The following is a 20,765-nucleotide window of genomic DNA, read 5'->3' on the forward strand; positions in this document are numbered from 1 at the left end:
AACGCCATCAGTGACCTGGCTGGGCACCAGCCTGGGGTACAGTTAATGCCACGTAGGGGAGTATCCCGAGCGCTACGATCGTCAACACGCAGGGCATGGTTGCCCTGCCGGGCGTAGCGGGCCGCCACATCAGCACCAAGTGCACAGGCAGGCCGGAGAGACTTACACTGCATCTCTGTACCCTGCGAAAGGCTACCCTGTGCTCGATTTGCCCGTGTGGTTCGAGGTCGGCTCCCTTGTCGTCCTCGGCCTGATCCTCCTGATCGACCTTCTCCTCGTGGTGCGCCGCCCCCACGAGCCCTCCATGAAGGAAGCCGGACTGTGGGTGGCGTTCTACGTCAGCCTGGCTCTGGTGTTCGCCGGCGCCATGTTCGCCTTCACCGGCCCTGAATACGGCGGACAGTTCGTCGCCGGCTGGGTAACGGAATACAGCCTCAGCATCGACAACCTGTTTGTGTTCATCATCATCATGGCCAGGTTCTCCGTACCCCGGAAGTACCAGCAGGAAGTGTTGATGGTGGGCATCATCATCGCCCTGATCCTGCGCGGCATCTTCATCCTGCTCGGCGCCATTGTGATCGAACAGTTCAGCTGGGTGTTCTACATCTTCGGCGCCTTCCTGCTCTGGACCGCCTGGAAGCAGGCCCAGGACGAAGGCGAAGACGAAGAAGACCGGGAGAACCCGCTGATCGCCAAGATCCGCAAGGTCATCCCCATGTCCGAGAAGTTCGACGGCGGCAAGCTGCGCACCACGGTGGATGGCAAAAAGGTCTTCACCCCGATGCTGATCGTGTTCATCACCATCGGCCTCACGGACCTGCTCTTCGCCGTTGACTCCATTCCGGCGATCTTCGGCCTGACCCAGAGCCCGTTCATCGTCTTCACGGCGAACCTGTTCGCCCTGATGGGCCTGCGCCAGCTGTACTTCCTGCTGGGTGGCCTGATGAACCGCCTGATCTACCTGAAGCACGCCCTGTCCTTCATCCTGGCGTTCATCGGCGTCAAGCTGGTCCTGCACGCAATGCACGTCAACGAACTGCCGTTCATCAACGGCGGCCAGCACATCGAATGGGCTCCCGAGATCCCCACCTTTGTGTCCCTGGCGGTCATCGTTGGCACCATCATCATCGCAGTGGTTGCGAGCCTGCTCAGCTCCAAGGCGAAGGAAGCCCACCTGGATCCGCGCCTCGAAGAAGACGTACGCAAGAGCCACAGCGACGTCGACTAGTTCTTTCCGCTTCTGAAACACCTGCAATCCCGGCCGCCCTGTGGCCGGGATTGCTGGCTTTAAAGTAGCCCTATAACACCTGGACGCCGAGGACTAAGCTCTGATCATGGCCGGCACTTTGATGACGGAAAGCGGAGTCCGCCAGGTGCAACGCCGCACCGTGGTGCTGCTGAGTGCAGCCCAGGTCTTTGGCGGGATCGGAACCGGGGCCACGGTTTCCATCGGTTCCATCCTGGCCGTCGAGCTCTCAGGATCAAGCGCGTGGGCGGGAGCGGTCGCTACGGTTATGACGTTGGGGGCTGCACTGGCTGCTTTGCCTCTCGCGTCCCTGGCTGACCGACGCGGACGCCGGATCGGCCAGGTGGCCGGGCTCTCGGCCGCACTGCTGGGCACCCTGCTGATGGTGCTGTCCATAGTTTGGGGCGTCTTCTTCCTGCTGGTGCTTGGTGCGGCCGGTATCGGAGTCGGTACTGCCGCAAGCCTGCAGGCACGGTTTGCCGCAGTCGACCTCGCAGATGCCGAACACCGGGGACGGTCCCTGTCCGCTGTGGTGTGGGCAGTGACAGTCGGCGCCGTGGCCGGGCCCAACCTGATCCAGCCCGGCACCGTGGTGGGCGAGGCGCTCGGCCTGCCGCCTGTCGCAGGTCCGTTCGTGATCTCCGGGGCCGGGCTCCTCGTGGCCACTGTGCTGCTCTTCGTGGGCCTGAGGCCCGACCCCCTGCTGCTGGCACGCAGCCTCGCAGCCGCGGCGGCTCCCGCCCAAGCAGTCTCTCCAGTTCCGGGGAGTCCCCAGGCCGAAGCTTTGCGCGTCGTGTCCCCTTCAATCCGACCGGGTGGGTCCTTGGCCCGGGGGATGCGGGCCATCCGCAGTTCCCGGATGGCGCTGCTCGCCGTGTCCGCGGTGGTCGGGGCCCACGCTGTGATGGTGGGTGTTATGTCCATGACGCCGCTGCACCTGCAGCACCTCGTCGAAGGGCCGGCAGCGTCACATGCCGGCCACACGGCGTCGGGTGATGTGCTGGTGATCATCGGATTCACCATCTCGCTGCATATCGCGGGTATGTTTGCGCTGTCACCGGTGATGGGCTGGCTGACCGACAAGGCAGGCAGGACCGAAACCATCGTGATCGGCTTCTGCCTGCTGATCACCGCCGTCGCCGTCGCCGGCTTCGGCCAGGGCTCCACCGTCGCAGTCGCCGTGGGGCTTGTCCTGCTGGGCCTGGGCTGGTCCGCGTCCACTATCTCCGGCTCTACGCTCCTGGCTGAGAGCGTGGGCCAGGACTCCCGTGTGGTGGTTCAAGGTGTTTCGGACATGCTCATGGGGATCGCCGGCGCAGTTGGCGGCGCCATGTCCGGCCTGGTGCTTAGCCAGGCCGGCTACCTGGGGCTGAACATGGCGGGAGCCCTGGTGGGAGCTGCCGTATTAGTGGCGGCAGCGGTAACAGTCGTGGCTCGCCGCCGGGGGACGCTGGTGCCGTAGGCACGGCATAACGTCAATTGCTGGAACGTGCCATACCCAGCAGGCGGGCGAAGATTCCCTCACCGTCGTCGGCAATTCCGTCGTGATGGAAGTCCGGCGTCTCCCACACCTGCAGTCCGTGGACAGCCGAAGCCGTCTCCAGGGACAGGTTCCGGTCCACGTAAATGTCATCCGAGTAGACGGCCGCGGCTACGGGAACAGTGTTGGCGGCCAGCTGATTGACGTCGTAGAGGGGCTTCCAGTCCGGCTTCGCTGCCAGCAGCCCTGCCACTTCGCGCAGGGGCCGCAGCGCGGGGTCCTGGTCAAAGTACCAGGGGTACACCATTTCGCCTGTGAGCAGCAGCGGATCCGCGTCCGGCCTGAACTCCGGAAACTCGCGCAGCACCCGCCAGGCAGACCAGTCAGTGGCCTCGCCCTGCCCGTAGATGGACTCATGCATCAGGGCATACAACGGGTTGGAGCGGCGGGACACGATCCCCTGCATCTGTTCCAGGAAGGGATCCGAAAGCCGGCTGCCCCCGGCGGCCTCGATGAACGCATCCTCCAGCAGGTAGTGCAGGCTGTCCACCCTGGTGTTGCCGCCCAGGAACGCCCCCGCCATTTGGAAGCGCTCCACGGTGAGGGGGCCGCCGTCGGGCAGGAACTCCGGGGTGCTCCGCAGATGGCGCCCAATCCGCTCGACCGTGGCCCGGTCTTCGGGGTACCAGCCGAAGTATTCCGCGTTGCGCGCGGCCACGCGCTTGAAAGTGGCGCGGTACACGTCATCAGCGGAGCCGGTCAGCGGGGCAAGGCCACCGGTGATGAGCGCCTCACGCAGGCCTTCAGGGGCAAACGAGAGGTAGGTGAGCGCGCAGAAGCCGCCGTAGCTCTGCCCGTAGATGCTCCAGGGTCCCGAGCCCAGCGCACCCCGGATCAGTTCAGCGTCGGCCACGATTGAATCAGCCCGGAAGTGCTCCAGGAAAGCGGCCTGCTGTTCCGCCGTGCCGCGCAGGGGCAGGGTGTTTCGGTCAAGGGGAGTGGACAGCCCGGTGCCGCGCTGGTCCAGCATCAGGATCCGGAAGTCTTTGGCGGCGGCCTTGCTCCAGCCGCCCAGCGAACCGAACCTGTTGCCGCGGCCGCCCGGACCGCCCTGCAGGAACAACAGCCAGGGCAGCTCCGCGGCCTCCTCCTCGCTGTGCGAGGCCGAAACATATTCGCGGGCGAATACCGTGATGGTTTCCGGATCGGGGGAGGAGACGAAATGGTCCAATGGCACCGTAAAGAAATGCTCAACCGTTCGCATGTTGCGGAATTCATGCCGGGCACGAACCTCGTGCCGCACCTGCCCGCGTGCGGCGGCCACCTCCACGTCAGCCATTGGCGGTGGCCTGCACGGCGCTGCCGAACTGCTCGAGGGCGTCGCCCGTGAGGCGGAAGGTGGACCAGCCGTCCATGGGCCGGGCGCCCAGGCGGCGGTAGAAGTTGATGGACGGCTCGTTCCAGTCCAGCACGCTCCACTCCACCCTCGCGTAGCCGTTCTCGACAGCGATGCCGGCCAAGTGCTGCAGCAGCGCCTTCCCGTGCCCCTCGCCCCGCGCCTCCGGGCTGACGTAGAGGTCCTCCAGATAGATCCCGTGGACACCTTCCCACGTTGAGTAGTTCAGGAACCACAGGGCAAAGCCCCGGACATCGCCGTGATCGTTCTCAGCCATGGCCGCAAAGACCCGCGGGTTCTCGCCGAAGAGAACATGCTGCAGCATCTCCGGGGTGTTGCGGACTGCGTCCGGTTCCTTCTCATAGTGCGCCAGTTCGTGGATCATGCGGAGGATCGCGGGGACGTCGTGCGGCGTTGCAGGGCGGATTACACTCATTGTTCGAGCTTACCGCCGGACCGTGCCGCCGCTGTCAGCCCGCCCCCCAAAGCGGGGGCGGCGCGGACTGTCAGAGCCGGTTCACGTCCGTCACCCGCACCACGGCTGTTCCGGTTTCATCCGAGGCCTCCAAATCCACCTCGGCGGAGATTCCCCAGTCGTGGTTCCGGGCGGGGTCGTCAAAGATCTGCCGGACCTTCCACACACCGGGCTCCTCGGTGATGATGAGGAGTCCGGGGCCGCGGGCGTCCGGGCCGGTGCCGATGTCGTTGTGCTCGTCGAAGTAGTCATCCAGGACGTCTTCCCAGCGGTCCGCGTCCCAACCTGCGGCGCCGTCCAGTTCACCCAGGGCCGCGGCGTCCTCATCCGCGAACAATTCCACCCGCCGGAACATCTCGTTGCGGACCATCACCCGGAAGGCGCGGATGTTGGAGGTGAGCGACGGCGGCGGAGGCGGCGGTGCATCGTGCGGGGTGGGGGCCGCGCCCGAGGTCAATTCCTCCCACTCGTCCAGCAGGCTGGAGTCAACCTGGCGGACCAGCTCGCCCAGCCAGGCGTTGAGGTCTTCCAGGTCTTCCCGCAGCATGTCCTGTGGCACTGTCTGCCGCAGGGCCTTGAAGGCATCCGCCAGGTATCGCAGGACGATGCCTTCCGAGCGGGCCAGGCCATAGAACTGCACGAACTCGCCGAAGTTCATGGCACGCTCGTACATGTCCCGCACCACGGATTTTGGCGCCAGTTCGAAATCGCCCACCCACGGCGCGGCTTTGCGGTACACCTCGAAGGCTTCGCTCAGGATCCCGGCCAGGGGCTGCGGGTACGTCACTTCCTCCAGCATCGCCATGCGCTGGTCGTACTCGATGCCGTCCGCCTTCATCGCAGCTATAGCTTCACCGCGGGCCTTTTTCTGCTGGGCAGACAGGATCTGGCGCGGCTTTTCCAGCGTCGCCTCGATCACGGACACCACATCCAGGGCGTACGACGGCGACTCCGGGTCAAGGAGCTCCAGCGCGGCCAATGCGAATGGGGACAGCGGCTGGTTCAGTGCGAAGTTGGGCTGCAGGTGGACGGTAAGGCGAACAGTACGGCCGTCGGACCCCTGCTGTTCGGGCGGGATGCGCTCCACCACCTCGGCGGCCAGCAACTCACGGTAGATGCCCAGGGCCTTCTTCATGAGCTGCAGCTGCGAGGAGCGGGACTCGTGGTTTTCGGTCAGGAGGCGGCGGGCTGCGGCAAAGGGGTCCCCGGGCCGTTCCATCAGGTTCATCAGCATGGCGTGTGTCACGGTGAAGCTGGACGTGAGGGGTTCCGGCACCGATTCGACCAGCCGCTTGAACGTGGGTTCGCCCCAGGACACAAAGCCCTCCGGCGGCTTTTTCTTCACCACCTGGCGCAGCTTCTTCTGGTCGTCTCCGAATTTGGCGGTGGCCTTGGCCATCGCCTTGACGTTCTCCGTGACGTGCTCGGGGGCCTGGACCACCACGGTCCCGGCGGTGTCGTAGCCTGCCCGTCCGGCCCTGCCGGCAATCTGGTGGAACTCACGCGGGTTGAGCAGCCGGGTGCGGACGCCGTCGTACTTGCTCAGGGCGGTCAGAAGCACGGTGCGGATGGGCACGTTGATGCCCACGCCCAGGGTGTCCGTGCCGCAGATGACTTTCAAGAGGCCGGCCTGCGCCAGCTGTTCCACCAGCCGGCGGTATTTCGGGAGCATGCCCGCGTGGTGCACTCCAATGCCGTGGCGGACCAGGCGGTTGAGCGTCTTGCCGAAACCGGCGGCGAAACGGAAGTTGGCGATCAGCTCGGCGATCCTGTCCTTCTCTTCGCGGGTGCAGACGTTGATGCTCATCAGCGTCTGCGCGCGGTCGATCGCCTCGATCTGGCTGAAGTGCACCACATACACCGGCACCTGCTTGGTGGAGAGCAGCTCCTCGAGCGTCTCGTGAACAGGGGTCTCGTGGTAGTAGTAATGCAGCGGAATGGGCCGCACCGCCGAGCTCACCGTGGTGGTGGCCCGTCCGGTCAGCTTGGTCAGTCCTTCTTCAAACCTGCTGACGTCCCCCAGCGTGGCCGACATCAGGAGGAATTGTGCCTGGGGGAGCTCCAACAGGGGCACCTGCCACGCCCAGCCGCGCTGCGGGTCCGAGTAGAAGTGGAACTCGTCCATGATCACCGAGCCCAGCTCCGCTGCCGCCCCTTCGCGGAGCGCCGTGTTGGCCAGGATCTCGGCCGTACAACAGATGATGGGGGCGTCCTGGTTGACACCGGAATCGCCGGTGATCATGCCCACGTTCTCGGCGCCGAAAATCTCGCAGAGGGCAAAGAACTTTTCTGAAACCAGCGCCTTGATCGGCGCCGTGTAGTAGCTGCGCCGGCCCTGGGCCATCGCTTGGAAGTGGGCGGCAATGGCTACGAGGGACTTTCCGGAACCGGTGGGCGTGGCCAGGATGACGTTGGCCCCCGTAGCCAGCTCCATAATTGCTTCGTCCTGCGCGGCGTACAGCTCCAGCCCCCGGCTTTCCGTCCACTCAACGAACCGGGTGTACAAAGCGTCAGGATCGACGGCGGAAGCGGGCAGGTCGCGGGCGGGCAGAAGGGGCAGCTGGTCAACGAGTTTCATTGATTTCCAGCTTAGTGCCCTGACGCGGCCCGTAATCCGCTGCCTCCGGGTTAGGCTTCGGCGTACCTGCAGAACCAGAACGTGGAGACAGATGACATGAAATGGGATCCGGCGAAATACGTCCAGTTCGGCGATCACCGGCATCGGCCGTTCTTCGACCTCACGGGCAGGGTGGACGCTGAGTCGCCCGGGCAGGTAGTGGACCTGGGGTGCGGGCCGGGAAACCTCACAGCCACGCTCGCGGAGCGCTGGCCTGAAGCCGAGGTCGTCGGGCTGGATTCCTCGGCGGAGATGCTGGCCAAAGCCGAAGCAGTTGCCCAGGGAACGCCCTCCCTGCGGTTTGCCCTCATGGATATAGCTGAGTGGATGCCATCCGCGGAAACCGGGGTAGTGGTGAGCAACGCGGCACTGCAGTGGGTTCCCGGCCACCAGGACATGATGCGTTCCTGGCTGGCGGCGCTCCGTCCGGGCTCATGGTTTGCCATGCAGGTTCCAGGAAACTTCAACGCACCGTCCCATGCGCTGATGAGGGAGCTCGCCGGGTCCTCCCGGTGGGCACCCAAGCTCCGGGGGGTGCTGCGGGGCGGCGAGTCGGTGGGTGAACCCGCGGATTACCTTCGAATACTGCTCGACGCCGGCTTCTCGGCGGACGCGTGGGAGACAACCTACCAGCAGGTGCTGCCCGGCCGGGATCCAGTCCTGGAGTGGGTGCGCGGTACTGCCCTGCGGCCCGTCCTGGCGGTTCTGCCGGCGGAGGAGGGCGCCGACTTCGAGGCCGAGTATGCGGCAGCCCTTCGAAACGCCTACCCGGCTGGCCCGCACGGAACCGTCTTTCCCTTCCGCCGGATTTTCGCAGTAGGTCGCAGGAACGGTTGAGGAACCTCCATTCGCTGGATGTTCTCTACAAAGGCGTCATGGGGTGTGACACAAAGCGTAAGTGATGTGGCTTACAATTGCGTGATTGGCCGTTGGGGGAGGCCGTTACCGCCTATGGCGGCCTCCCTGACCGCAGTGGAGGTATGGTGCTGATTGCATTAATGAGGCGGCTGTTGGCGGACCACAAGCCCGCCGTGACCGCCATCGTCCTCCTGCAGCTGGTTCAGGCCGCGGCGAACCTCCTGTTGCCTACAGTCAACGCCGCGATCATTGACGACGGAATCGTCACTGGCCGGACCGACGTGATCTCCCGCCTGGGCGCGGTGATGGCCGTGATCGCGATTCTCCAGGCGGCGGCCGCCGTCGCAGCGGGATACCTCGGCGCGGTTGTTGCGATGAGGATGGGGCAACAGCTGCGGGGGGAAATCTTTGCAAGGATCCAGTCGCTGTCCTCCCAGGACGTTGCCGTTTTCGGGACCCAAAGCCTGACCACCCGTGCCACCAACGACACGCAGCAGGTCCAGGCGTTCGCTGTGCTGGTGTTCACCATGCTGGTAGCCGGGCCGGCCATGGGGGTGGGGGGCGTGGTCCTGGCCCTGCAGCAGGACGTGGCGCTGTCATCGGTGGTGATCGTCATAGTGCCGCTGCTCCTGCTGATTATGTACCTCATTGTCCGGAGGCTGATCCCGCTCTACCGGGAAGGGCAGGATCTGCTGGACCGCGCCGGCGGAATCCTTCGTGAGCAAATCATCGGCGCCGGTGTGATCCGGTCCTTTGTCCGCCAGGACCGGGAAGTGCGCCGCTTCGCCCGGGTTAACAGCAGCCTCACTGCCAATAACCTGCAGTCCGCGCTGCTGGTTGCCGGCATGCTCCCGCTGGTCATGCTGGTGGTCAACATTTCCTCCGTGGCTGTGGTGTGGTTCGGGGGACACCGGATCCAGGGCGGCCTGATGAACATCGGGGCGCTGACAGCGTTCATTGCTTATATCCTGCAGATCCTGCTGGCCATCATGATGTCGATGTACGTCCTGATGACGGCACCCCGCGCAGCGGTCTGCGCAGAGCGGATCAGCGCCGTCCTGGACACCGAGCCGTCAGTACGGGAACCGCTGGACCCAAAACCCCTTCACCTGAAGAGCGAAGACAGTCCCGCGGCTGGCCCTGACGTCCAAACAGCTCGTACCGTGCCTCCCGGTACCCTGGAGTTCTCTGACGTGGGCTTCTCCTATCCGGGTGCAGAGGAGCCCGTCCTTGCCGGCATCAGTTTCACCGCACGCCCGGGCACCACAACGGCGATCGTTGGCTCTACCGGCAGTGGGAAGTCCACCCTCCTCAACCTGATCCCGCGCTTCCTGGATTCCACGGCCGGAAACATCAGCCTGGGGGGCGTGGACATCAAGGACGCTTCCCTGGAAACCCTGCGCGCCGCCATGGCGATAGTTCCCCAGCACTCGCACCTCTTCACCGGCACCATCGCGGACAACCTTCGCATCGCTGCCCCGGACGCAACGGACGAGGAACTCTGGGAGATCCTCGAAACTGCCCAGACCATGCGCTTCATGCGGGATTTGCCACTGGGACTTGCCACGCCGCTTGGCCAGGGCGGCACCAACCTCTCGGGGGGCCAGCGGCAGCGGCTGTGCATTGCCCGCGCCCTGCTCCGCAAGACTTCCCTGTACCTGTTCGATGACAGTTTTTCCGCTCTCGACTATGACACGGACACCAGGCTGAGGCAGGCCCTGCAATCCACGCTGGCCGCCGCCACGGTCATAGTGGTCGCCGAGCGTATTTCTGCGGTTGAAGACGCGGGACTGATCCTGGTGCTCGACGGCGGCCGGCTCGTCGGGCAGGGAACACACCAGGAGTTGCTGGAAACATCCTCCACCTACCGGGAGATAGCCGAGTCCCAGTTGGCACTGGACGGACGCCCATGACTGAGCCAGCCGCCGTCGAGCAGACTCCGGAAAGGTTCTGGCCCACCGCACGCCGGCTTCTTGCCTTGCTGCGGCCCTTCCGCCTGCGCATGCTGGGCGCCGTCGCCGCCACCTGCGCCTTCGCGGGGATGAACGTCGCCGCGCCCAAGTATCTCGGTGACGCCACCGACATCGTGGTTGAAGGCGTCCTCCGCGGCGCCCTGGACCAGGACGGGCTCGGAGTCCTCCTCGGGGCCGTGGCGCTGATGTATGTCTGCGCTTCCCTTTTCAACTGGATCCAAGGCGCATTATCCGCCTACTCCGTGCAGGGCCTGATGTACGGACTGCGGGAGTCAGTGGAGGAAAAACTGCACCGGCTGCCGGTGCACTACTTCCGGGAACGTTCCAGGGGCGATGTCCTGAGCCGTGCCACCAACGACATCGACAACATCACCCAGGCGCTGAACCAGCTCCTGACGCAACTGATCATGTCCGTCCTGATGCTGTGCGGTTCGCTGGCCATGATGCTGTGGATATCGCCGCTGCTGGCTGCAATCGCGATCGCGACGGTTCCCTTTTCCACCCTCATCACGGTGCTCGTGGCAAGGAAGTCCCAGGCCCAGTTCGCCCGGCAGTGGACCGAAACCGGCGAACTCAATGCACACGTGGAGGAGTTCGTCACCGGCCACGAGGTCATCAAGGCGTTCGGGCAGCAGTCACAGGCTGCGGAAGTCTTCGCCCGGAGCAACGAGCGGCTCGCACGCGCCGCCACCAAGGCACAGTATTCAGCCGGGGTGGTGCAGCCACTGATGGTCCTGATGTCCAACCTCAACTACATCGCCGTGGCCGTGGTCGGGGCCCTCCAGGTCATCGCCGGCGCCATGACCATCGGTGGCATCCAGGCCTTCATCCAGTTCAGCAGGCTTTTTACCCAGCCTGTCGGCCAGATCGGAGGCATGCTGAACCTCATGCAGTCGTGCGCGGCTTCCGCAGCCCGTGTTTTCGTACTGCTGGATGCGGGGGAGGAGCCCGCTGATCCGCCGGCAGCGGGTGAGGTGGCCGAGACGCCCGGACGGATCGTTTTCGATGACGTGACGTTCGGTTATCCGCAGGCAGCACCGGCGGTCCGAAACCTTACCTTTGCGGTGGAACCGGGCCGGACGGTGGCGATTGTTGGGCACACCGGTGCGGGCAAGAGCACCGTCATCAACCTCCTGCTGCGGTTCTGCGAACCACGTTCAGGACGGATCACTATCGACGGGAGGGACATCGCGGCCATTCCACGGGACCTCCTGCGGGCACAATTCGGTGTGGTGCTGCAGGACGCGTGGCTCTTCGCGGGCACCATCCGGGAGAACATCGCCTATGGAAACCCCGGCGCAGCAGAAGCCGACATCCTGGCGGCGGCGGAGGCCAGCTACGTGGACCGCTTCGTCAGGTCCCTGCCCCGCGGGTACGACACCGTGCTGGAGAACGGCGGCGACGGGTTGAGCCAGGGCCAGCGGCAGCTGATCACCATCGCCAGGGCGCAGCTGGCGGGACGGTCGGTACTGATCCTCGATGAAGCAACGAGTTCAGTGGATTCACGGACGGAGCTGCTGATCCGCCAGGCCATGCAGCGGTTGCGCAGCGGCAGGACCAGCTTTGTTATTGCGCACCGTTTGTCCACCGTGCGCGACGCTGATCTAATCGTGGTCATGGACCACGGACGCATCGTCGAGCAGGGCAGCCACCAGGACCTCCTGGCCGCGAACAGTTACTACACCAGGCTTTACAGCGCCCAGTTCGCGCGGCAGGCGGGACGCCCCGGTGTGCTCGAGGCCGGCATTTGAGCGCGGCGGCCGGCTTTCCGGGCTCGTGGAAGCCGAACGCGGCCAGCTCGGTACCGCTGTTCGAGCAGCTGAGGCTCCAGGTCATCCATCTGGCCGACGGCGGAAAGCTGCCGCCGGGGACGCGCCTGCCCGCTGTCAGGGCCCTGGCGGAGAAGTTGGACGTCGCCCCGCACACGGTGGCCAGGGCATACAAGGAGCTTGAGGCGGCCGGCGTCGTGGCCACGCGTGGGAGGAACGGCACGGTGGTGTGTGCGCGTGATGAACGTCTCGGTGGACTTTCCGAGGCTGCCGCAGCCTATGCTGCCGCGGCCAAAGCCCAGGGTGCGTCGTTCGCCGAGGCGGTGCAGCTGCTGGCAGCAGCGTACGACGGCGGCTGAGGGCTGCCGCGTGGATGTTCGAAGAAGTTTTCGATTAGCATTAGTGGGTGCCTAAAGCCGTAGCTGAAGAATCTGCCATCCATTCCGTTGAAGCCGCCGTAGCCCAGATCGCGCCGCCGAAGCGCCCGGACCTTTCCCGCCTCGTAGTCAAGGGTGCCCGGGAGCACAACCTGCGCAACGTGGATCTGGACCTGCCGCGTGACGCCATGATCGTCTTCACCGGGTTGTCCGGCTCCGGCAAGTCGTCGCTCGCCTTCGACACCATTTTCGCCGAGGGGCAGCGCCGCTACGTCGAATCGCTCTCCGCCTACGCCCGGCAATTTCTCGGGCAGGTGGACAAGCCCGACGTCGATTTCATCGAGGGGCTGTCACCGGCCGTCTCCATTGACCAGAAGTCCACCAGCAAGAACCCCCGCTCAACAGTGGGAACCATCACCGAGATCTACGACTACATGCGTTTGCTCTGGGCGCGCGTCGGCCGGCCGCACTGCCCGGTATGCGGAGAGCCTGTGGCCAAGCAGACACCACAGCAGATCGTTGACCAGCTCCTCGAGCTGGACGAGGGCACCCGCTTCCAGGTCCTCGCTCCGGTGGTGCGCGGGCGGAAGGGGGAGTTTGTCGACCTCTTCAAGGAACTGACCGCCAAGGGGTACTCCCGGGCCCGCGTGGACGGAAACCTGGTCCAGCTGAGCGACCCGCCAAAGCTGGGCAAGCAGTTTAAGCACACCATCGAAGTTGTGGTTGACCGCCTGGTGGTCAAGGAAGGTATCAGCCAGCGGCTCACCGACTCCATCGAAACCGCCCTTGGCCTCGCCGAGGGCCGGGTCCTCGCCGAATTCGTGGATCTGGACGCTGACGATCCGCACCGCCTCCGGGCGTTCTCCGAGAACCTGGCGTGCCCGAACGAACACCCGCTGGCCATCGACGAAATCGAGCCCCGGTCGTTCTCCTTCAACAACCCTTTCGGCGCCTGCGCGGCCTGCAGCGGCATCGGTACCAAGCTGGAGGTGGACGAGGAACTCATCGTTCCCAACCCGGAACTCTCCCTGTCCGAAGGCGCCATCGCTCCCTGGTCCCTGGGCACTGCCACCACTGAATACTGGAACAGGCTCCTGGAAGGACTGGCCAAGGAACTCGGCTTCTCCATGGACACCCCGTGGGAGAAGCTGGGCAGCGACGTCCGCCAGACCGTCCTGCACGGCAAGGACCACAAGGTTGTTGTTCAATACCGCAACCGGTTCGGCCGGGAACGGAAGTACAGCACCGGCTTTGAAGGTGCCATCCAGTACGTCCACCGCAAGCACGGCGAGACGGATTCGGATTGGGCCCGGGACCGCTACGAAGAGTACATGCGGCAGATTCCCTGCCCCGCATGCAACGGCGCCCGGCTCAACCCTGCTTCCCTGTCGGTGCTCATCAACGGCAAGTCCATTGCCGACGTCGCCGCCCTCCCCATGCGTGACTGCGCCGAATTCCTGAACAACCTCGTGCTCACCGGCCGTGAGGCCCAGATCGCGCACCAGGTGCTCAAGGAAATCCAAGCCCGGCTGACCTTCCTGCTGGACGTCGGGCTGGAATACCTGAACCTTGAAAGGCCGTCCGCCACGCTCTCCGGCGGGGAAGCCCAGCGCATCCGGCTTGCCACCCAGATCGGCTCCGGCCTGGTGGGTGTCCTGTATGTCCTCGACGAACCCTCCATCGGGCTGCACCAGCGCGACAACCGGCGCCTGATCGACACCCTCACCCGGCTGCGGGACATGGGCAATACGCTGATCGTGGTGGAGCATGACGAAGACACCATCCACGTGGCGGACTGGGTGGTGGACATCGGACCCGGCGCCGGCGAACACGGCGGCCAGGTGGTCCACTCCGGTTCCTACAAGGAACTGCTGGAAAACACCGCGTCACTGACCGGCGACTACCTGTCCGGGCGCAAGAAGATCGAGGTTCCGAAGAAGCGCCGGAAGTACGACAAGAAGCGTGAACTGAAGGTGATCGGCGCACGGGAAAACAACCTCGTCAACGTCGACGCCGCGTTCCCGCTGGGCCTTTTCACCGCCGTGACCGGCGTGAGCGGTTCGGGCAAATCGACGCTTGTGAACGAGATCCTGTACAAAGTGCTGGCCAACAAACTCAACGGCGCCAAGCAGGTTGCCGGGCGGCATAAGACCGTCCAGGGACTGGAACACCTGGACAAGGTGGTGCACGTTGACCAGAGCCCCATCGGCCGTACGCCGCGCTCGAACCCGGCCACGTACACGGGCGTCTTTGACAACATCCGCAAGCTTTTCGCGGAGACCACCGAAGCGAAGGTCCGCGGCTACCTTCCAGGCCGGTTCTCCTTCAACGTCAAGGGCGGGCGCTGCGAAGCATGCTCCGGCGACGGCACGCTGAAGATCGAAATGAACTTCCTGCCGGACGTCTACGTTCCGTGTGAGGTGTGCCACGGCGCCCGGTACAACCGCGAGACCCTGGAAGTGCATTACAAGGGCAAGACCATCGCGGACGTGCTCAACATGCCCATCGAGGAGGGCGCGGAGTTCTTCGCCGCCTTCTCCCCGATTGCGCGTCACCTGAACACCCTCGTAGACGTAGGCCTGGGCTACGTCCGACTGGGCCAGCCGGCTACCACGCTGTCCGGCGGCGAGGCCCAGCGCGTCAAGCTGGCCGCTGAACTGCAAAAGCGTTCGAACGGCCGCAGTGTCTATGTCCTGGACGAGCCCACTACGGGCCTCCACTTCGAGGACATCCGCAAGCTGCTGATGGTCCTGCAGGGCCTGGTGGACAAAGGCAACACGGTGATCACCATCGAACACAACCTGGATGTCATCAAGAGTGCCGACTGGATTGTTGACCTCGGTCCGGACGGCGGCTCGGGAGGCGGCCAGATCGTCGCTGCCGGTACCCCCGAACAGCTCGCCAAGTCCACCACCAGCCACACCGCCACTTTCCTCGCGGAAATCCTGCCCTAAGGAGCAAAGTATTCCTTGGCGGGTATGCGAGTTTCAGGCATGCGTGCTGTCGTGAGAAACTAACCCGGTGACTCAAACAACAGTGCCCGTGATCTTTGACCTGGACGGCACTCTTGTCGATCCGGCCGGTGGGATAACAGACGGAATTGCTTCAGCCCTTCGCGGGCTGGGGCTTCCGGTTCCCGGCCAGGACCTGCTCGAAGCGATGATTGGCCCCAAGCTGAGCGACTCGCTGCTCAACGTGGCCCAGGTGCCGGCGGAGCTGCTGGACGACGTTATCCGCCGCTACCGGGAGTATTACGTGTCTACCGGAATCGCCCAGAGCCGGCTCTACCCGGGCGTCCGGGAGGTCCTTGAGTCCTACGCTGCCGCAGGCCGGCCGATCGCCGTGGCAACGCAGAAACCCCAAGGCCTGGCGCGCACGGTCCTGGAGCACCATGGAATCGACGGGCTGTTCCACGGCATCCACGGATCGGCAGATGACGAATCCGCTGTGGAAGGCGTTCCGCTGGGCAAGACGGAGATCATCGCCGCAGCCTTAAAGGACCTGGGCACGCAGCACGCGCTGATGGTCGGGGACCGGGCCCAGGATGTGGCGGGCGCCATTGCCAACGGCCTGGACTGCATCGGCGTTGCCTGGGGCTTTGCCCCCGACGGGGAGCTGGAAACGGCGGGTGCCGTAAGCGTTGTGGAAACCGCCGCGGAGCTGGTTTCCACCATCGACCGGTTGCAGGCCATCCACAGTGCCGCCATGAGCGAGGTGACGAACGATGGCACTTTTTGAGGCTGTCCGCTGGACCACGCGAAGCTTGATCTCCGGCTCCTGCCGGCCCACCGTCATCGGACTGGAGAACGTGCCCACAGACGGTCCGTTCATTGTGGCACCCAACCACCTCTCCTTCTTTGACAGCGTCATCGTCCAGGCGCTGATGCCGCGCCCGGTGGCGTTCTTCGCAAAGGCGGAGTACTTCACCACCGGTGGCGTCAAGGGCAAGGTCATGAAGTCCTTCTTCGAATCCGTGGGCTCCATCCCCGTGGAACGCGGTGAGCAGGCCGCCAGCGTCCAGGCGCTCAAGACCCTGCTGGACATCCTCGAGTCGGGCAAGGGCATCGGGATCTATCCCGAAGGCACCCGTTCCCGGGACGGCATCCTGTACCGTGGGCGCACCGGCGTGGGCTGGCTGGCGTTGACCACCGGAGCCCCGGTCATCCCGGTGGGCCTGATCGGAACGGAAAACCTTCAGCGCGCCGGGGAGAAGGGCGTCCGGCCGCAGCACTTCACCATGAAGGTGGGGGAGCCCCTGTACTTCGACAAGACGGGACCGGACCACTCGCTGCCGGCCCGCCGGGAAGTCACCGACCGCATCATGGACGCCATTGCTGAACTCAGCGGCCAGGAGCGGTCCACCAGCTACAACCAGGCCAAGATCGCCGATTAGGATCTGCAGGCCTCGGGTTAAGGCGCGGGTGGCTCCGTGTGGCGGAGGCACCCGGTGCGCCTCAGTAGAATGGATAGGTGGCAAATCCAGCAAGTTACCGCCCGCAGACGGGTGAGATTCCCACCAACCCAGGGGTGTACCGGTTCCGCGACCCCAACGGGCGGGTCATCTACGTAGGCAAGGCGAAAAGCCTCCGCTCCCGGCTGAATTCGTACTTTGCCAACCCTGCCGGACTCCTGCCCAAGACCTACGCGATGGTCCACGCGGCCAGCAGCGTGGAATGGACCGTGGTGGGCAGTGAGCTGGAATCGCTGCAGCTGGAATACACCTGGATCAAAGAGTTTAAGCCCCGGTTCAACGTCGTCTTCCGCGACGACAAGACCTACCCTTACCTCGCCGTAACCATGGGCGAAAAGTACCCGCGCGTGCAGGTGATGCGTGGCGACCGGAGGAAGGGCACCCGCTACTTCGGGCCGTACACCGCAGGAGCCATCCGGGAAACCATGGATACGCTGCTCCGCGTCTTCCCGGTGCGCAGCTGCAGTGCCGGTGTCTTCAAGCGCGCCGAAGCAAGCGGCCGGCCCTGCCTGCTGGGGTACATCGACAAATGCTCGGCACCCTGCGTGGGCCGCATCTCGCCGGAAGACCACCGCGCCCTCGCCGACGATTTCTGCGCTTTTATGGGCGGGGAGGCCAAACGTTTCATCGCCAAGCTCGAAAAGCAGATGGCGGAAGCGGTAGCGGAGCTCAACTATGAGCGGGCGGCCCGGCTGCGCGACGACATCGCGGCACTGCGCAAGGTTTTTGAGAGGAATGCAGTGGTGTTGGCGGAAGACACCGACGCCGATATCTTCGCCCTGCACGAGGACGAACTGGAAGCCGCAGTGCAGGTGTTCCACGTCCGCGGCGGCCGGGTCCGCGGCCAGCGCGGCTGGGTGGTCGAGAAGGTAGAGGATTCCACCACCCCCGACCTCGTGGAACACCTCCTGCAGCAGGTCTACGGGGACGAGGGGCACGGCCACGGCCGGCTGCCCCGCGAAGTCCTGGTGCCGGTCGCACCCAGCAACGCCGCGGAACTGACCGAGTGGCTGGGTGGGATGCGCGGCGCCAAGGTTGACATCCGGGTGCCGCAGCGCGGGGACAAAGCCGCCCTGATGTCCACGGTGCGCGAGAACGCCGAGCACGCATTGAAGCTGCACAAGACCCGCCGGGCGGGGGACATTACCGTGCGGTCGCAGGCCCTGCAGGAACTGCAGGAGGCGCTGGACCTTCCGGTGCCCCTGCTGCGCATTGAATGCTTCGACGTCTCCCACGTCCAGGGCACCAACGTGGTGGCATCGATGGTGGTGGTGGAGGACGGCCTTCCGAAGAAGTCCGATTACCGGAAGTTCTCGATCACGGGCGCCGCGGCCACCGACGACACTGCCGCGATGCACGACGTCCTGACCCGGCGGTTCCGCCATTACCTCCAGGACAAGTCGGCGCAGGTGGACGAGGCCGTCCTCAACTCCAGCGCGGACGAAACGGACCAGCGTGAAGCCGGAGGTGTGGAGACGGGGCAGCAGGAACCGGCCAGGGACGCGGCCCTGCTGGACACCACCACGCCGGCGCCGCGCGCCAAGTTCGCCTACCCGCCCAACCTTGTGGTGGTGGACGGCGGAAAACCCCAGGTCAACGCCGCCGCCCGGGCGCTGGCAGATCTGGGCATCGACGACGTATACGTCGTGGGCCTGGCCAAGCGCCTGGAAGAGGTCTGGCTGCCGGACAGCGACTTCCCGGTGATCCTGCCTCGGACATCCCAGGGGCTGTACCTGCTCCAGCGGATCCGCGACGAGGCCCACCGGTTCGCCATCTCGTTCCACCGGCAAAAGCGCGGGAAGGCGATGACCGTCTCCGCCCTGGACGGCGTTCCCGGCCTCGGCGCCTCCAAGCGGAAGGCCCTGCTGGCGCACTTTGGATCCGTGAAGGGCGTCAAGGCGGCTTCCGTGGCGGAGCTTTCCGAAGCGAAGGGGATCGGACCTGCCCTCGCGGGCGCCATCGTCAGCCATTTCTCCGCCGGCGGACCGGAGGCAGCCGCCGTACCGGCCATCAACATGACCACCGGTGAAGTCATCGAATCCTAGTGGAAACTGCTGAAACGCAGCGGAGTTGAAAGAAACTTAGCTAGGGTTGAGGGCGGGGTGTCGGCCGATGCGGGCCGGCCCACAAACCTAGAGCAGAAACGGGGCGGACCTAATGGCAGACACAACGGCGGAATCCGGAGCAGGGCAGGACGGGATGCTCCCCGTCAAGCCGCTCGAAGCGGAACTGCTGGTGGTCACCGGGATGTCCGGAGCGGGGCGCAGCACGGCGGCCGACGCGCTTGAGGACCACGGCTGGTATGTCGTGGAGAACCTTCCGCCGCAGATGCTGGGCACGCTCGCCGAGCTCGTGTCCCACGCGCCCCAGTCCATCCCGCGGCTGGCCGTGGTGATAGACGTCCGCAGCAAGGGGCTGTTCGCCGACATCCGCGCTGCCCTCGGCGCGCTGGCCGCCAGCGGCGTCGCCTTCCGCGTCCTTTTCCTCGACGCCAGCGACGACGTCCTGGTCCGGCGGTTCGAACAGGGACGCCGGCCCCATCCCCTGCAGGGCGGGGGCCGCATCCTCGACGGCATCGCAGCCGAACGCGACCTGCTGCAGGAACTGCGCGACAGCTCCGACGTCGTGCTGGACACCTCGGGCTACAACGTTCACGGCCTCGCCACGGCCATCACGGAACTCTTCAGTGAAACGGGACCCGTGGCCCTGCGGCTGAACGTCATGAGCTTCGGCTTTAAGTACGGCCTGCCCGTGGACTCAAACTACGTGGCAGACGTCCGGTTCATCCCCAACCCGCACTGGGTGCCGCAGCTGCGCCCGCACACCGGGCTGGACAAGGACGTCAGCGACTACGTGCTCGAAGCCGAGGGCGTCAAGAACTTCGTGGATCGCTATGTGATGGCACTGGAACCGGTCCTGGACGGCTACCGTCGCGAGAACAAGCACTACGCCACCATCGCCGTGGGCTGCACCGGCGGTAAACACCGCTCGGTGGCAGTCGCCGTCGAACTCTCCAAGAAGCTGGCCCAGTACCCGCGGGTCACGGTGACCACCACGCACCGGGACCTGGGCCGCGAGTAATGTCGCTTTTCACCGGGGCACTGCCGCTGGTTCCGCCGGCCGGAACGGCGGCCTTCCAACACGATAAGGGTCCGAATGTCGTTGCCCTGGGTGGCGGGCACGGCCTGTCCGCGTCGCTCTCTGCACTGCGCCTGCTCACCTCGGAGCTCACTGCGATCGTCACGGTCGCGGACGACGGCGGTTCTTCCGGGCGCCTGCGGGACGAGTACGGTGTCCTCCCGCCCGGGGACCTGCGGATGGCGCTCTCTGCCCTGTGCGACGACACCGACTGGGGACGCACCTGGCGAGACGTGATGCAGCACCGCTTCCGTCCCGGGAAAGGACCGGGCGGCTCGCTGGATGACCACGCCACCGGCAACCTGCTGATCGTCACCCTCTGGGAGCTGCTGGGTGACGCGGTCGCAGGACTGCGGTGGGCCGGCGCACTGCTGGGCGCCCGCGGCCAGGTCCTGCCCATGTCCACGCAGCCGTTGACCATCGAAGGCGACGTGCGGGTCACAGCCCCCGACGGCGAATCCGTGCTGCAGACCATCCGGGGACAGGCACGCTGCGCCGTGGCGGGCTCATTGGAGCAGGTGCGCCTCCTGCCCGAGGCGGCGCCGGCCTGCCCTGAAGCACTGAGCGCCATTGAGCTCGCGGACTGGGTGATCCTGGGCCCGGGCTCCTGGTACACCTCGGTGCTGCCGCACCTGTTGCTCCCCGAAATGCGGCAGGCGCTGTGCCACACCCCGGCGAAACGCTGCCTGACCATGAACCTGGCAACAGACACCAAGGAAACTTCCGGCATGACGGCGGCCGACCACCTGCACGTCCTGCGGCGCTACGCCCCGGAGTTCAACGTCGACGTTGTCCTGGCAGACCCCGCCTCCGTTCCGGACCGGCAGGAGTTCGAGAAGGCCGCCGCGATGATCGGCGCCGAGGTGGTCTTGGGTAAAGTAGGGGCGTCGGGCCGCCGACCCGTCCACGACCCCCTGCGTCTGGCCACGGCGTACAACGACATTTTTGGGAACAGTTAGGAAGGT

General features: G+C 65.3%; 15 protein-coding genes. 12 read left to right on the top strand and 3 right to left on the bottom strand.

The features are described 5' to 3' along the window. Nucleotides 1-199: 199 nt before the first annotated feature. Both AC5RUQ_RS15520 and AC5RUQ_RS15525 read left to right on the top strand, forming a co-directional pair. Nucleotides 200-1,228 (top strand): TerC family protein, encoded by a 1,029-nt coding sequence (locus AC5RUQ_RS15520; RefSeq protein ID WP_493948248.1) that lies wholly within the window; start codon nt 200-202, stop codon nt 1,226-1,228. A 106-nt stretch (nt 1,229-1,334) separates the two neighbouring features. Continuing rightward, a complete protein-coding gene (locus tag AC5RUQ_RS15525; RefSeq protein ID WP_493948249.1) occupies nt 1,335-2,708 on the top strand; it encodes an MFS transporter in 1,374 nt (457 codons plus the stop codon). 13 nt (nt 2,709-2,721) lie between these two features. On the opposite strand, the gene AC5RUQ_RS15530 is transcribed toward AC5RUQ_RS15525, so the two are convergent. The 3 genes from AC5RUQ_RS15530 to AC5RUQ_RS15540 form a co-directional block, all read right to left on the bottom strand. Beyond that, nucleotides 2,722-4,065, bottom strand: coding sequence for an alpha/beta fold hydrolase (locus AC5RUQ_RS15530; RefSeq protein ID WP_493948250.1), 1,344 nt, complete (start codon nt 4,063-4,065; stop codon nt 2,722-2,724). Further along, complete coding sequence (locus AC5RUQ_RS15535; protein WP_493948251.1) at nt 4,058-4,558, bottom strand: GNAT family N-acetyltransferase; 501 nt, start codon at nt 4,556-4,558, stop codon at nt 4,058-4,060. The genes AC5RUQ_RS15530 and AC5RUQ_RS15535 overlap by 8 nt, the downstream gene beginning before the upstream one ends. Nucleotides 4,559-4,628: 70 nt before the next feature. Further along, complete coding sequence (locus tag AC5RUQ_RS15540; protein WP_493948252.1) at nt 4,629-7,175, bottom strand: DEAD/DEAH box helicase; 2,547 nt, start codon at nt 7,173-7,175, stop codon at nt 4,629-4,631. A 96-nt stretch (nt 7,176-7,271) separates the two neighbouring features. On the opposite strand from AC5RUQ_RS15540, the gene AC5RUQ_RS15545 reads away from it, so the two are divergent. The 10 genes from AC5RUQ_RS15545 (at nt 7,272) to AC5RUQ_RS15590 (ending at nt 20,759) form a co-directional block, all read left to right on the top strand. Next, nucleotides 7,272-8,051 carry a trans-aconitate 2-methyltransferase gene (locus AC5RUQ_RS15545; RefSeq protein WP_493948253.1) on the top strand — a complete coding sequence of 260 codons (780 nt, stop codon included), beginning with the start codon at nt 7,272-7,274 and terminating at the stop codon, nt 8,049-8,051. 161 nt (nt 8,052-8,212) lie between these two features. Further along, nucleotides 8,213-9,985 carry an ABC transporter ATP-binding protein gene (locus AC5RUQ_RS15550; RefSeq protein ID WP_493948254.1) on the top strand — a complete coding sequence of 591 codons (1,773 nt, stop codon included), beginning with the start codon at nt 8,213-8,215 and terminating at the stop codon, nt 9,983-9,985. After that, nucleotides 9,982-11,796 carry an ABC transporter ATP-binding protein gene (locus tag AC5RUQ_RS15555; RefSeq protein WP_493948255.1) on the top strand — a complete coding sequence of 605 codons (1,815 nt, stop codon included), beginning with the start codon at nt 9,982-9,984 and terminating at the stop codon, nt 11,794-11,796. The genes AC5RUQ_RS15550 and AC5RUQ_RS15555 overlap by 4 nt, the downstream gene beginning before the upstream one ends. After that, a complete protein-coding gene (locus tag AC5RUQ_RS15560) occupies nt 11,793-12,173 on the top strand; it encodes a GntR family transcriptional regulator (protein WP_493948256.1) in 381 nt (126 codons plus the stop codon). The genes AC5RUQ_RS15555 and AC5RUQ_RS15560 overlap by 4 nt, the downstream gene beginning before the upstream one ends. A 47-nt stretch (nt 12,174-12,220) precedes the next feature. After that, nucleotides 12,221-15,145, top strand: a complete 2,925-nt coding sequence (gene uvrA / locus AC5RUQ_RS15565; protein ID WP_493948257.1) for an excinuclease ABC subunit UvrA — start codon at nt 12,221-12,223, stop codon at nt 15,143-15,145. A gap of 67 nt (nt 15,146-15,212) precedes the next feature. Then, nucleotides 15,213-15,929 (top strand): HAD hydrolase-like protein, encoded by a 717-nt coding sequence (locus AC5RUQ_RS15570; RefSeq protein ID WP_493948258.1) that lies wholly within the window; start codon nt 15,213-15,215, stop codon nt 15,927-15,929. Next, nucleotides 15,916-16,584 carry a lysophospholipid acyltransferase family protein gene (locus AC5RUQ_RS15575; protein WP_493948259.1) on the top strand — a complete coding sequence of 223 codons (669 nt, stop codon included), beginning with the start codon at nt 15,916-15,918 and terminating at the stop codon, nt 16,582-16,584. The genes AC5RUQ_RS15570 and AC5RUQ_RS15575 overlap by 14 nt, the downstream gene beginning before the upstream one ends. A gap of 77 nt (nt 16,585-16,661) precedes the next feature. After that, nucleotides 16,662-18,707 carry an excinuclease ABC subunit UvrC gene (gene uvrC / locus AC5RUQ_RS15580; protein WP_493948260.1) on the top strand — a complete coding sequence of 682 codons (2,046 nt, stop codon included), beginning with the start codon at nt 16,662-16,664 and terminating at the stop codon, nt 18,705-18,707. Nucleotides 18,708-18,819: 112 nt separating this feature from the next. Next, on the top strand, nt 18,820-19,743 hold the full coding sequence (gene rapZ, locus AC5RUQ_RS15585; RefSeq protein WP_493948261.1) for an RNase adapter RapZ: 924 nt from the start codon (nt 18,820-18,822) through the stop codon (nt 19,741-19,743). After that, complete coding sequence (locus AC5RUQ_RS15590) at nt 19,743-20,759, top strand: gluconeogenesis factor YvcK family protein (protein WP_493948262.1); 1,017 nt, start codon at nt 19,743-19,745, stop codon at nt 20,757-20,759. The genes rapZ and AC5RUQ_RS15590 overlap by 1 nt, the downstream gene beginning before the upstream one ends. Nucleotides 20,760-20,765: the final 6 nt, after the last annotated feature.

Source organism: Arthrobacter sp. MDT2-3 (assembly GCF_059090465.1).